The organism is Micromonospora sp. NPDC048930 (assembly GCF_043197935.1).
GTDB lineage: Bacteria > Actinomycetota > Actinomycetes > Mycobacteriales > Micromonosporaceae > Micromonospora.
In genome coordinates, this window is record NZ_JBICUB010000007.1 from 209,064 (window position 1) to 222,288 (window position 13,225).

General features: G+C 72.1%; 12 protein-coding genes. 4 read left to right on the forward strand and 8 right to left on the reverse strand.

Annotated features, from left to right (window positions below; genetic code table 11):
- Positions 1-344 precede the first annotated feature (344 nt).
- The 8 genes from ACGFI9_RS20110 to rpmH all read right to left on the reverse strand — a co-directional run bounded on the left by ACGFI9_RS20110 (position 345) and on the right by rpmH (position 6,729).
- On the reverse strand, positions 345-1,370 hold the full coding sequence (locus tag ACGFI9_RS20110; protein WP_393179741.1) for a ParB/RepB/Spo0J family partition protein: 1,026 nt from the start codon (positions 1,368-1,370) through the stop codon (positions 345-347).
- A gap of 27 nt (positions 1,371-1,397) precedes the next feature.
- Positions 1,398-2,753 carry an AAA family ATPase gene (locus tag ACGFI9_RS20115; protein ID WP_393179743.1) on the reverse strand — a complete coding sequence of 452 codons (1,356 nt, stop codon included), beginning with the start codon at positions 2,751-2,753 and terminating at the stop codon, positions 1,398-1,400.
- A gap of 248 nt (positions 2,754-3,001) precedes the next feature.
- A complete protein-coding gene (gene rsmG / locus ACGFI9_RS20120) occupies positions 3,002-3,736 on the reverse strand; it encodes a 16S rRNA (guanine(527)-N(7))-methyltransferase RsmG (protein ID WP_393180146.1) in 735 nt (244 codons plus the stop codon).
- 344 nt (positions 3,737-4,080) lie between these two features.
- On the reverse strand, positions 4,081-4,668 hold the full coding sequence (locus tag ACGFI9_RS20125) for a protein jag (protein WP_393179744.1): 588 nt from the start codon (positions 4,666-4,668) through the stop codon (positions 4,081-4,083).
- Positions 4,669-4,884: 216 nt separating this feature from the next.
- A complete protein-coding gene (gene yidC, locus ACGFI9_RS20130; RefSeq protein ID WP_393179746.1) occupies positions 4,885-5,865 on the reverse strand; it encodes a membrane protein insertase YidC in 981 nt (326 codons plus the stop codon).
- Positions 5,866-6,105 carry a membrane protein insertion efficiency factor YidD gene (gene yidD / locus ACGFI9_RS20135; RefSeq protein WP_393179748.1) on the reverse strand — a complete coding sequence of 80 codons (240 nt, stop codon included), beginning with the start codon at positions 6,103-6,105 and terminating at the stop codon, positions 5,866-5,868.
- Positions 6,106-6,143: 38 nt separating this feature from the next.
- Positions 6,144-6,557, reverse strand: a complete 414-nt coding sequence (gene rnpA / locus ACGFI9_RS20140) for a ribonuclease P protein component (RefSeq protein WP_393179750.1) — start codon at positions 6,555-6,557, stop codon at positions 6,144-6,146.
- A 34-nt stretch (positions 6,558-6,591) separates the two neighbouring features.
- Positions 6,592-6,729, reverse strand: a complete 138-nt coding sequence (gene rpmH / locus ACGFI9_RS20145; RefSeq protein ID WP_013736606.1) for a 50S ribosomal protein L34 — start codon at positions 6,727-6,729, stop codon at positions 6,592-6,594.
- Between the two features lie 622 nt (positions 6,730-7,351).
- Here rpmH and dnaA point away from each other — a divergent pair.
- From dnaA to recF, 4 genes are all read left to right on the forward strand, one after another.
- Positions 7,352-9,178 (forward strand): chromosomal replication initiator protein DnaA, encoded by a 1,827-nt coding sequence (gene dnaA / locus ACGFI9_RS20150; protein WP_393179752.1) that lies wholly within the window; start codon positions 7,352-7,354, stop codon positions 9,176-9,178.
- 762 nt (positions 9,179-9,940) lie between these two features.
- Complete coding sequence (gene dnaN, locus ACGFI9_RS20155; RefSeq protein ID WP_393179754.1) at positions 9,941-11,074, forward strand: DNA polymerase III subunit beta; 1,134 nt, start codon at positions 9,941-9,943, stop codon at positions 11,072-11,074.
- Between the two features lie 40 nt (positions 11,075-11,114).
- Entirely contained in the window at positions 11,115-11,993 is an 879-nt protein-coding gene (gene gnd / locus ACGFI9_RS20160; protein WP_393179756.1) for a phosphogluconate dehydrogenase (NAD(+)-dependent, decarboxylating), read from the forward strand.
- 16 nt (positions 11,994-12,009) lie between these two features.
- Positions 12,010-13,143: a DNA replication/repair protein RecF gene (gene recF / locus ACGFI9_RS20165; protein WP_393179758.1), complete on the forward strand. Its 1,134-nt coding sequence runs from the start codon at positions 12,010-12,012 to the stop codon at positions 13,141-13,143.
- Positions 13,144-13,225: the final 82 nt, after the last annotated feature.

Consider the following 13,225-nt stretch of genomic DNA (forward strand, 5'->3'; position numbering starts at 1 on the left):
CCTCGCCGTCACCCCAGCCGTCTCTGGATGGCGGAGTGGGCGGAGCCCTGGTACCGCCCGTGAAGCTGGATCGAGCCTCCCTCGAAGAGCCGAGCCCGCAGCAGCAGCCGAACGACGACCACCCCACCCCCGCAGGGGCCCTGAAGCGTCCGTCACCCGCCCGGCGGAGAGAACGGCTCCCCGAGTAGGCGTCCGCCACAACGAACGCCGGAGAAGCCCGCAGAAGCCGTTCGCCGGGCCGAGTGCCTCCGAGGGTCGCGACCGGTGCCCGGTGTCGGGCCCCGGAAACGACTCGGCCGCGTCGCCCGCTGCGGGAACGACGCGGCCGAGGCCGACAAGGGGCGTCACTGCTCGGGCTGGTCCTCCTGGCCCACGCCGATGATGCCCACGATCCGCTCGAGGTCGTCGACCGTGGCGAACTCGATGGTGATCTTCCCCTTGCTCCGGCCGATGTCGACCTTCACCCGGGTGTCGAACCGGTCGGAGAGCCGGTCCGCCAGGTCCGACAGCGCCGGCGCGTGCGGCTTCGGGCGGCGCTTGGCGGCCGGGGTCTTGGCCGGGCCGTCCGACAGCGCCAGGGCCACCAGCTCCTCGGTGGCGCGTACGGAGATACCCTCCGCGACGATCCGCTTGGCGAGCTGCTCCTGCGCCTCGGCGTCATCCAGGCTTAGCAGTGCGCGGGCGTGGCCGGCGGACAGCACCCCGGCCGCGACCCGCCGCTGCACCTGGGCGGGCAGGTTCATCAAGCGGATGGTGTTGGAGATCTGCGGCCGGCTCCGGCCGATCCGGCGGGCCAGCTCCTCGTGGGTGGCGCCGAACTCCTCCAGCAGCTGCTGGTACGCGGCCGCCTCTTCCAGCGGGTTGAGGTTGGCCCGGTGGATGTTCTCCAGCAGCGCGTCGCGGAGCATCGCGTCGTCCCTGGTGTCCCGGACGATCGCCGGGATGCTCTCCCGGCCCACCGCCTGGGCGGCCCGCCAGCGCCGCTCACCCATGACGAGTTCGTACTTCTCGCCGTCGAGCTGGCGGACGACGATCGGCTGGAGGAAGCCGACCTCCTGGATCGAGGTCTTCAGCTCCTCCAGCGCCTCCTCGTCGAAGACCTGCCGGGGCTGCTTCGGGTTCGGCACGATGGCGTCGACCGGGATCTCGGCGAACCGTGCCCCCGGCACCGGGCTCAGGTGCGACTCCGGCTCCGCGGTCGGGGCGGGCACCCCGATGGCGGCTGCCGCGCCGGCCACCGGCACGGCCGGGGCGGTCGTCGCCGCACCGCTCTCGGTCTCGGCGGCCGTCGGGGCGCTGCCCGGCACCGGCCCGGTGGGGATGAGGGCACCGAGCCCCCGGCCCAGACCGCCGCGAGGACGGTTCTTCATGCGACGCCTCCCAGCGACTTCTTCGCACTACGCATTCCGGCTCACCGGCTCCTTGACACCTCGCTCGGCGATCTCCTGGGCGGCCTCGAAGTAGCTCGTCGCCCCCCGCGAACCGGGATCGTAGGTCATCACCGACTGGCCGTAGCTCGGCGCCTCGGAAACCCGCACGTTCCGGGGGATGACGGACTGGAGCACCTTGTCGCCGAAGTGGTTCCGGACATCCTGCTCCACGGCGTCGGCCAGCCGGGTACGCCGGTCGTACATGGTGAGCAGGATGGTGGAGACCTCGAGCCGCGGGTTGAGGTGCTGCCGGACCAGGTTGATGTTGTTGATCAGCTGGTTGAGACCCTCCAGCGCGTAGTACTCGCACTGGATCGGGATCAGCACCTCCTGCGCGGCGACCAGCGCGTTGACCGTCAGCAGGCCGAGCGACGGCGGGCAGTCGATGAAGACGTAGTCGAAGTGCCCCGGGTAGGCGGCGATGGCCCGGGCCAGCCGGGACTCCCGGGCGACCACCGAGACCAACTCGATCTCGGCGCCGGCCAGGTCGATGGTGGCCGGTACGCACCACAGGTTGGGGATGCCCTCGACCGCCTGGGCCACCTCCTCCAGTGGCACGCTGTCGATCAGGCAGTCGTAGACATCCGGGATGCCGGTGTGGTGCGGGACGTTCAGCCCGGTGGAGGCATTGCCCTGCGGGTCGAGGTCGACCACCAGGACCCGGTTGCCGTGCAGGGCGAGCGCCACCGCCAGGTTCACCGTGGTCGTGGTCTTACCCACGCCGCCCTTCTGGTTGGCGACGCACATCACCCGGGTCCGTTCGGGGCGCGGCATGGTCACCTCGCCACTGGGATTCAGGATCTGCACGGCGCGCATAGCCTCCATAGCCAACGGTGGGTCATCCTCTTCGCGCGTCGGGGTTTCACGTGAAACGTACGTGCTGTCGGCGGGTTCGGCACCGTAGCCGGTGGCTGGTGGCGTGTCGGCCGGGCGAACCACTCCGGCCACCGCGTCCGGGGCCGCCTGCGCCGTCGGCTGGTGCGGCACGCCCGACACCGGCGGCTGCGGTTCGTACCGTCCGGGGACGGCCGCGTTGCCGCGCACCGGGGCCGGGCGGGCGCTGGGCGCGTTCGCCGGTCCACCGGTCGGGTCGTGTGGCTCGCGCGACAGCGGGACGTTCGCCGGCACGGAGGAGGTCGGCCGGCCGGGCACGTCCTGGCGGGCCATCGCATCACCCTCCGGGGAACGCGTGGACGGGCCCCGCGAGTCGTCGCTCACCGGCCAGCCCTGGTAGTTGGTTTCACGTGAAACGGGATCGCCCGAGGAGGGTCGCCCTTCCGGTCCGGTCACCCGTGGATCGTCATACCTGCCGTCGTCATGCACCTGTCATCCCTGCCCGCTCCGGATGGTCGGTCCGCACCCGCCAATCAGGGCCCCCGCGCTCTCGGCGCGGCGTCACGGCCCGGTGGGAACGGTCGGGTTCGGGTGCCGCCCGGCACCGCCGTTCCACACTATCGACGCGCGGTCAGCCTACGGCGGACGGGCGCAGCCGGTCCACGTCGGGTTCTCATCGGTCCGCGTTTTCGCACCCGGTTCCACGGCCGAGCCGGCGCGTGGAAGCCGTTACGGGATCAGCGATCCCGGTCGCGGCCGCCCCGGCGGCGACCGCCTCGCGAGCGCTTCTTCGAGCCCTTCTTCCGTACCGGCCCGACCACCCGCTCCCGGACCACCTCGACCACCGTCGCCGGCGGGTCGATCACGCCCACCCCGCACCGGTGGACTTCCGGCTCACCGCCACCGAGCCGGGCCACGGCCGCGCCGTGCTCCGCGATCTCCTCGGCCGCCGAGGCGCCCTTGAGCGCCACCAGTCTCCCGCCCGGCACCGCCAGCGGCAGGCACCAGGCGGCGAGCCGGTCCAGCGCGGCCACCGCGCGGGCGGTCACGATGTCGGCGCTGAGCGGTTCCGTGTCGGGCGTACCGGCGGCGGCCTCCTCGGCCCGCCCCCGGAACACCCGGACCGACCTGGTCAGCCCGAGCTGCTCCACCGTTTCGACGAGGAACGCGGTCCGCCGGGCGAGCGGCTCGACAAGCGTGACGGTGAGGTCGGGCCGGGCGATCGCCAGCACCAGGCCGGGCAGCCCGGCGCCGGAGCCGACGTCGATGACGCTCGCGCCCTCCGGGACCCGCTCGGCCATCGCCGCGCAGTTGAGCAGGTGCCGCTCCCAGATCCGCGGCGTCTCACGGGGGCCGATCAGGCCGCGTACCACGCCCTCCGTCGCCAGCAGTTCGGCGTACGCGGCGGCCACGTCGAGCCGGTCGCCGAAGAGAGTACGGGCGGCGCCCGCCAACTCCGGCGGCAAGGTCACATCGGCCGGAGCGGGGCGGTCGCCCGGCTCCGGGCCGGCGGGCCGGTCGGCACCGTCCACGAAGGACGGAGCCGCCACGGCGGCGGCCGGGTCCGGCTCGGCGAACACCGGATCCACAGAGCCCACCGGGGCGACCGGGGTCACGGCCGCCGGCTCGGCGGAGAAGGCAGGGTCGACCGACGTCGACGGGGTGCCGGCGAAGGACGGGTCCGCCGGCGGGGCCGGGTCGACGTCGGAGAAGACCGGGTCGACGGCGGGATCCGGCTGCACAGGCGACGGCCCGGGCGGCGTACCGCCCGGGCCGGAGCCGGCACCCGCCGTCGTCTCGTCGGAGGCCACCTAAGTCAGTCCGCCACCGGCCGGACGACGATACGGCGGTTCGGTTCGACGCCCTCCGACTCGCTCTCCACACCGCTCATCGCGTTCACCACGTCGTGCACGCACTTGCGCTCGAACGCGGACATCGGCTCCAGGCGCACCGGCTCGCCGTACTCCTTGACCTTCTCCACCGCGTTGCGGGCGACGGCCGCGAGCTCCTTGCGCCGGGCGGCCCGGTAGCCGCCGACGTCGAGCAACAGGCGGCTCGGCGAACCGGTCTGCCGGAAGACCGCCAGCCGGGCCAGCTCCTGGAGCGCCTCCAGGGTGGCGCCGCGCTGGCCGACCAGGTTCTGCAGGCGACCGCCGACCACCTCGACGACCGGGCGGCCGCCGGAGACCAACTCGTCGATGTCGCCGTCGTAGTCGAGGATGTCGAGCAGGCCCTCGACGTAGTCGGCCGCGATCTCGCTCTGCCGGAACAGGTCGCTGTCCGCCGGGGCCTTCTTCTCCCGGGCCCCCGACTCGGCCTCGGTCTCCTCGGCCTCGTCCGTGGCGGCCGGCGCGCTCTCCTCGTCCACGGACGGATCGGCGCTGGGGATGCTGGTGTCGGTCACGGTGTCATCTCCGTACTCGCTCGGCCGGACCGTCGGGTCCGCTGGTCTCCCGGGGGCCGGCGGGAGGTTTCGCCGGTGCCCTCGGGCACGTCTGTACGGGCCAGTTTCGCCCGTGACCGCGCTCCGCGCGGCGGTTCCGGCCCGGCGCCGACCGTACGGCGGCAGCTCGGGGGCCGGAACGGGCCGCCACCGGGAGTCCGGCGGCGGCCCGGAGGCTCAGCCCTGCCGCTTGGCGGGGCGGCCCTTCTTCGGGTTGACCGGCTTGGCGCCGGGCTTCGGGGCGGCAACCTTCGGGGCGGTCGCCGGGGCCTTCGCCGCCGGCTGGGTCGTCTTGCGGCCGAGCAGGCCGCCGCTCTTGGCGACCGGCTGGCCGTTCTTGGCCGCGGTGCCGGTCTTCTGGGGCACCAGCGGCGGGAACTTGCGCAGCACCCACTGCTGCTGGCCGAGGGTGAAGAGGTTGTTGGTGACCCAGTAGATGATCACACCGATCGGGAAGATCGAGCCGGAGACCAGCAGCGAGACCGGGATGCCGTAGAGCATCAGCCGCTGGACCATGCGCTGCTGCGGGTCCTCCGCCCAGCCGGTCTTCAGGATCATCTGGCGGCTGGTCAGGTAGGTGGTGGCGATCATGATGAGCACCAGGACACCGGCGACGATCTTGACGGTGTGCCCGTTGGCGCCCAGCCGGGCCAGTTCGTCCGCGGTGGAACCGAACTTGCCGGCGATCGGGGCGCTGAAGAGCTTGGCGTGTGCGGCGCTGTCGAACTGCTCCACGGTCCAGCCGTAGAGGGTCTTCTGGGTCTTGCCGGGGTCGAGCCGCCGCAGCGTGTGGAACAGACCGAGGAAGACCGGGATCTGGAGGAACATCGGAAGGCAGCCCATCAGCGGGTTGGCCTTTTCCTTCCGGTAGAGCTCCATCATCTCCTTCTGGAGCGTCTCCCGGTCGCCCTTGTGCTTCTCCTGGAGCTCCTTGACCTTGGGCTGGAGCGCCTGCATGGCCCGCTGGGACTTGATCTGCTTGACGAAGACCGGGAAGAGGATCACCCGGACCGTGACCACCAGGAAGATAATGGCGAGGATCCAGGACCAGTTCGTACCGATCACGGCCTCGACCGGAACTCCGATGGCGTCCCAGGCCGAGTGCCAGGTCAGCAGGATCCACGAGATCGCGTAGTAGATCCAGTCGAGACTAAACACTCAGGCTCCAGTCACGTCGGCACGGCGGCGGTCGCCCGGCTCCGGCACCGGGTCGTGTCCACCTGGGTGGAAGGGGTGGCAGCGCGACAGCCGCCGGACCGTCAGCCAGGCCCCCCGGAGCGCACCGTGCCGGGACACCGCCTCGACGGCGTAGGCACTGCACGACGGGTAGAACCGGCAGCGGGCCGGCAGTGCCGGACTTATCCACCGACGGTACCCGTTGATGGCCACCAGCAGCATGCGGGCACCGGTTGTCGGCCGCGGCGCGGTCCCACCGTTCACCGGGACCGCCGACCCCGAGGGGCCCGCGCGGCGGCGACGGCCGCGTCCAGGTCGGCCCCGAGTCGGGCGTACGACGCCTCGGCGGCCTGCGGCAGGGCCCGGACCACCAGGGTGCTCCCGGCGGGCAGGTCGGCCAGGCGCTCGCGGACCAGGTGGCGGAGGCGGCGCCGGACCTTGTTGCGGACCACGGCGTTGCCGACGGCCTTGGACACGACGAAGCCGGCGCGGCTCGGCACGGAGGTCTCCGCACCGCTTTTCCGCGCCGGCTCCGGCGAGGTTGTCGCGGGGTGTCCGGTCTGCTCGGGGATGGTCAGGTGGACCACGACGGCACCACGTCCGACGCGTCGGCCACCCCGGACCGCCGCGGCGAAGTCACTACTGCGCCGCAGTCGCTGTGCGGCGGCCAGCACGACTGCCCACGTCCCCGGACCGGACCGGTCGGCCTCAGGCCGACAGGCGGGCGCGGCCCTTGGCGCGACGGGTCGAGATGATGGCGCGGCCGGCACGGGTGCGCATGCGCAGCCGGAAGCCGTGGGTCTTCGCGCGCCGGCGGTTGTTCGGCTGGTAGGTGCGCTTGCTCACGTCAGGCTCTCCGTTGTCGTACGCCCCGCGCGGCGGATCGCCCGGGGTGTGGTGGTCCAGGCCACCTCGGCGGTGGCCTCCGATCGGTGCTGCCCGACGACGCGGGTCCTCGGCGATGCGGGGAAGCGACCGCGGACAGCAAGCACCCATCACCCTAGCAGAGGGCGAGAGAGCAGCCGCTCCAGCCTACGCAGGGGGGCAATGACCGTCAAACATCACACCCCGGGCCATGATCCCGCCCGAAGCACGACCGAAGGGGCGCTTTTCACTGATGTTGACAAGGCTGCCCCGGTGTCGACGGTTGATGGCGCGGGGTCCGCGCTGTTAGCGTGCCCGATTGCGGTCAGCGTCGGGGGTCCGGGACGACGGCTCCAGGTCGCAGCGCGGCGTCAGACGCGCCGAGCTGGAGTGTCGGTTGTCGCTGACAGGCAAGACCGGACAAGGTAGTGAATCGTTCGGCACGGTGAACCCGCTTCAACGCCTCTGGAATCAGGGGGGCAGGTCCGACCCGCGTCCGGTGGGCGGCCACAATCGGTCGGTACACACAGGCTGTGGATAACTTGTGGATGACGACCGGTCAGCCGTCCGGGCGGGCGTGAGTAGGCGAGGGGGTGGCACGACGGTGACCGGAGCGACCGACCTTGCCGCGGTGTGGACGGCGACGACCGAGGAACTCGCCGACGAGATCATCTCCGCGCAGCAGCGCGCGTACCTCCGGCTCACCCGGTTGCGGGCGATCGTCGAGGACACCGCCCTGCTCTCCGTACCGGACGCCTTCACCCGGGACGTGATCGAGTCCCGCCTCCGCCCGGCCATCACCGAGGCGCTGAGCCGGCGGCTCGGCCGGCCGATCCAGGTGGCCGTGACCGTACGGGTCGCCGAGGACCCCGCGGGTCGCCCCGCCGGCACCGTCTACCGGAGCACCCCCGAGCCGCCCGTCGAGCCCGACGGCCCCCGGGACCTGCTGACCGGCTTCGACCAGCCCGGCCCGTCGGTTGACGCCCCCGGCTTCCCCGATCTGGGCTTCCCGGCGCGCCCGGACACCCCCGCGTACGCCGAGCCGCTGCCGGAGCCGCCGGCCGAGGAACCGGCCCCCCGGCAGCGGACGCCCGACGGCGGCCGGCCGCAGCTCATCCCGGCCAGCCGGGACGGTCAGGACGACCTGTTCAGCGCCGCCTTCGCCGAGCCGCTGCGGGCCGCCCCCGAGCGCCGGGTCTTCGACGAGCCGGCCGACGCGCCGAGCCCCGACGGCCGCGGCTACGAGCCGCCCCGCTACCGCGAGACCGCCCGCCCGGCGGACGCGCCCCTGCGCGGCCTGCCCCGGGACGGCGGCACCGACTCGGGCCCCGGGCGCGGCGGCCCGGATCTCCGTCCCGGCACGTCGCCCGACCGCCGGCTGCCCGGCGGGGCGGAGACCGGCGGCAACCGGCTCAACCCGAAGTACATGTTCGAGACGTTCGTCATCGGCTCCTCGAACCGCTTCGCGCACGCGGCGAGCGTCGCGGTGGCCGAGTCGCCCGCGAAGGCGTACAACCCGCTCTTCATCTACGGCAGCTCCGGACTGGGCAAGACCCACCTGCTGCACGCCATCGGGCACTACGCCACCACGTTGGGCAACGCCCGCTCGGTCCGGTACGTCTCGACCGAGGAGTTCACCAACGACTTCATCAACTCGCTGCGGGACGACAAGACCAGCGCGTTCCAGCGCCGCTACCGGGACGTCGACATCCTCCTGATCGACGACATCCAGTTCCTGGAGAACCGGGAGCGGACCCAGGAGGAGTTCTTCCACACCTTCAACACCCTCCACAACGCCAACAAGCAGATCGTGATCACCTCCGACCGCTCGCCGAAGCAGCTGGCGACGCTGGAGGACCGGCTGCGTACCCGGTTCGAGTGGGGCCTGCTGGCCGACATCCAGCCGCCGGACCTGGAGACCCGGATCGCGATCCTGCAGAAGAAGGCGGCGCAGGAGCGGCTGTTCGCCCCGCCGGACGTGCTGGAGTTCATCGCCTCGCGGGTGTCGAACTCGATCCGGGAGCTGGAGGGCGCGCTGATCCGGGTCACCGCGTTCGCCAGCCTGACCCGCTCGTCGGTGGAGCTGTCGCTCGCCGAGGAGGTGCTGCGCGACTTCATCCCCGACGGCGCCGGCCCGGAGATCACCGCCGACCAGATCATGGTCTCCACCGCCGACTACTTCGGGGTGAGCCTGGAGGACCTGCGCGGTCACTCCCGGTCCCGGGTGCTGGTCAACGCCCGCCAGGTCGCCATGTACCTGTGCCGGGAGCTGACCGACCTGTCGCTGCCCCGGATCGGCCAGGCGTTCGGCGGCCGGGACCACACCACGGTCATGCACGCCGACCGGAAGATCCGCCAGCAGATGGCGGAGCGGCGCTCGCTCTACAACCAGATCGCCGAGCTGACCAACCGGATCAAGCAGACCACGTAACTCGTACCCGTTGACGCGGTGCCCGGCCGGATCCACCGGCCGGGCTTTTTCGTGCCGGCGGACCGCCGGAGCTTGACCCTCGACCCGGTGGAGGGCCCACGATCGGCGTCGTGTTCGTCCACAACTCGACCCCGTTGTCCACACCCCCTGTTCCACAGCCGGTGGAAAACCACGCTCCGTTCGGAGCCGGTTACCCACAGACTGTGGACAACTCCTGGGGACAGTGCTGTGGACGCCTGGGGACGACGGGCGCGTTGTCCACCGACGACGGTCGACCTGTGGGTTGCCTGTTGAAGGTTCTGGGGATGACGTCGATCGACGTCGCGCGGCCCGTCCACAGCGCTGGGGAGAAACCCGGTGGATTAGCGGTGGACAACCGGTGGACAACCGTGGACAACCTGGGGGCAGCCGGTGGCTGTGGACCGGGACACGGGTTGTACCCCTGGTTCTCCACAGTCAAACCACCGGTGGATAACCTGTCTGACCTGCGCGGACGTCGGTTCTCCACAGTTTGCACAGGTGCGATGAAGACGATGAGTTATCTCTTCTAAACAACAAAAACCAATCATCACCGTTGGACTTCCTGTGGATCGGGCCGGAGCGCCGCCGTCGGCGGTCCGCCCGGCGCCTGGATCCACGGGGTCGGGCGCACAGCCGATGCCCGCGCGCCCTAAGGTGCGATGGGTACCCGCACGGTCGGGCGGGACGGGTGGCAGCGGTCGGCATGAGAGAGTTGTCGCTGACGTCGACGCGGAGGCATTGATGAAGTTCCGAGTGGAGCGCGACGCGCTCGCCGAGGCGGTCGCGTGGACCGCCAAGAGCCTGCCCAACCGACCCTCCGTACCGGTGCTGGCCGGAGTGATGCTCCGGGTCACCGACGGCAACCTGCAGGTTTCCGGCTTCGACTACGAGGTCTCCAGCCAGGTCACCGTCGAGGTGCAGGGTGACGCGGACGGCGCCGCCCTGGTCTCCGGCCGCCTACTGGCCGAGATCACCAAGGCGCTCCCGGCCAAGCCGGTGGACATCGCCGCGGTCGGCGCCCACCTCGAGCTGGTCTGTGGCAGCGCCCGCTTCACCCTGCCGACCATGCCGGTCGAGGACTACCCGGCGCTGCCCGAGATGCCGGAGAGCGCCGGCACCATCGACGCCGCGGCCTTCGCCGCCGCGGTGGCCCAGGTGGCCGTCGCCGCCGGCCGGGACGAGACGCTGCCGATGATGACCGGCGTACGCATCGAGCTCTCCGGCAGCACCCTGGCGATGCTCGCCACCGACCGATACCGCCTCGCCCTGCGCGAGATGGAGTGGAACCCGGACGACCCGGAGATCAGCCTCAACGCGCTGGTGCCCGCCCGGACCCTGCACGACACCGCCAAGGCCCTCGGCCCGCTCGGCGGCCAGGTGACCATGGCGCTCTCCGCGGGCGGCGCCGGCGAGGGCATGATCGGCTTCTCCGGCGGCACCCGGCGGACCACCAGCCGGCTGCTGGACGGGGCGAACTACCCGCCGGTCCGCTCGCTCTTCCCGGCCACCCACAACGCCGAGGCGCGGGTCCCGGTCAGCACCCTGATCGAGGTGGTCAAGCGGGTCGCCCTGGTCGCCGAGCGGACCACCCCGGTCCTGCTCAGCTTCAGCGCGGACGGGCTGGTCGTCGAGGCCGGCGGCACCGAGGAGGCCCGGGCCAGCGAGGCCATGGAGGCCACCTTCACCGGCGAGCCGCTGACCATCGGCTTCAACCCGCAGTACCTGATCGACGGCCTGGCCAACCTGGGCGCCCAGTACGCCCTGCTCTCGTTCGTCGACGCCTTCAAGCCCGCGGTGATTTCCCCCGCCGGCGAGGATGGCGAGGTCATCCCGGGGTACCGGTACCTCATCATGCCGATCCGCGTGTCCCGCTGATCGCGACCAGCAAGACCCAGACGTACGGAGGTAGGAGCAGATGCAGCTCGGCCTGGTAGGACTCGGCCGGATGGGCGGCAACATGCGCGAGCGGTTGCGCGCCGCCGGGCACGAGGTGGTCGGCTACGACCGCAACGCGGAGCTGAGCGACGTCGCGAGCCTCGCGGAGCTGGCCGAGAAGCTCGAGTCGCCCCGCGCGGTCTGGGTGATGGTCCCGGCCGGGGTCACCGACGCCACGATCGACGAGCTGGCCGGTGTCCTCGGCGAGGGCGACATCATCATCGACGGCGGCAACTCCCGGTTCAGCGACGACGCCCCGCGCGCCGAGCGCCTGAACGAGCAGGGCATCGGCTACATCGACGTCGGCGTCTCCGGCGGTGTCTGGGGCAAGCAGAACGGGTACGCCCTGATGGTCGGCGGCGCCCAGGAGCACGTCGAGCGCCTGATGCCGATCTTCGAGTCACTCAAGCCGGCCGGCGAGTTCGGCTTCGTGCACGCCGGCCCGGTCGGCGCCGGCCACTACGCCAAGATGGTGCACAACGGCATCGAGTACGGCCTGATGCACGCCTACGCCGAGGGCTACGAGCTGCTGGCCAAGTCCGAGCTGGTGACCAACGTGCCGGGGGTCTTCAAGTCCTGGCGCGAGGGCACCGTGGTCCGGTCCTGGCTGCTCGACCTGCTCGACCGCGCGCTGGACGAGGACCCGGAGCTGGCCGAGCTGAGCGGCTACACCGAGGACACCGGCGAGGGCCGGTGGACCGTTGACGAGGCGGTCCGGCTAGCCGTGCCGCTGAACGTCATCACCGCCTCCCTGTTCGCCCGGTTCGCGTCCCGCCAGGACGACTCGCCGGCGATGAAGGCCGTCGCCGCGCTGCGCCAGCAGTTCGGCGGGCACGCCGTCGTCAAGCGTACGAGCTGACCGGTATCCACAGCCTGTGTACGTCCGCCGGCTCGAACTGGTCGACTTCCGCTCGTACGAGCGGGTCGGCGTCGACCTGGAGCCCGGCCCGAACGTGCTGATCGGCGCCAACGGCGTCGGCAAGACCAACCTCGTCGAGGCGTTGGGCTACGTGGCGACCCTGGACTCGCACCGGGTCGCCACGGACGCCCCCCTGGTCCGGATGGGCGCCTCCTCGGCGGTGATCCGTTGCGCGGTGGTGCACGAGGGCCGGGAGCTCCTGGTGGAGCTGGAGATCGTGCCGGGCAAGGCCAACCGGGCCCGGCTGGGCCGCTCACCGGCCCGCCGCGCCCGGGACGTGCTGGGCGCGCTGCGGCTGGTGCTCTTCGCCCCGGAGGACCTGGAGCTGGTCCGCGGGGACCCGGCCGAGCGCCGCCGCTACCTCGACGACCTGCTGGTGACCCGCCAGCCCCGGTACGCCGGTGTGCGCGCCGACTACGAGCGGGTGGTCAAGCAGCGCAACGCCCTGCTGCGCACGGCGTACCTGGCCCGCAAGACGGGTGGCTCGCGGGGCGGGGACCTGTCCACGCTCGCCGTCTGGGACACCCACCTGGCGCACCACGGCGCGGAGCTGCTCGCCGGCCGGCTGGAGCTGGTCGCCGCGCTCGCCCCGCACGTGGCCAAGGCGTACGACGCGGTGGCGGCGGGCAAGGGCGCGGCCGGGATCGCGTACCGGCCGTCGGTGGAGCTGCCCGAGCCGACCACCGACCGCACGGTGCTCACCGAGGCGTTGGCCGCCGCGCTGGCCGAGCAGCGTTCGGCGGAGATCGAACGCGGCACCACCCTGGTCGGCCCGCACCGCGACGACCTCGCCCTCACCCTCGGCCCGCTCCCCGCCAAGGGGTACGCCAGCCACGGCGAGTCCTGGTCGTTCGCGCTCGCGCTGCGGCTGGCCGGGTACGACCTGCTGCGCGCCGACGGCATCGAGCCGGTGCTGGTGCTCGACGACGTCTTCGCCGAGCTGGACGCCGGCCGCCGGGAGCGCCTGGCCGAGTTGGTCGGCGGGGCCAGCCAGCTCCTGGTGACCTGCGCGGTCGACGACGACGTGCCGGCGGCCCTGCGCGGTGCCCGGTACGAGGTGGGCGAGGGGACGGTGCGCCGTGTCGGATGACGAGGTTCAGCTCCCGCCCGCCCGGTTGGGGCCGGGACGCGGTGGCCGTACCCCTGGGGGGTCGGACGCCGCGGACGGCTCA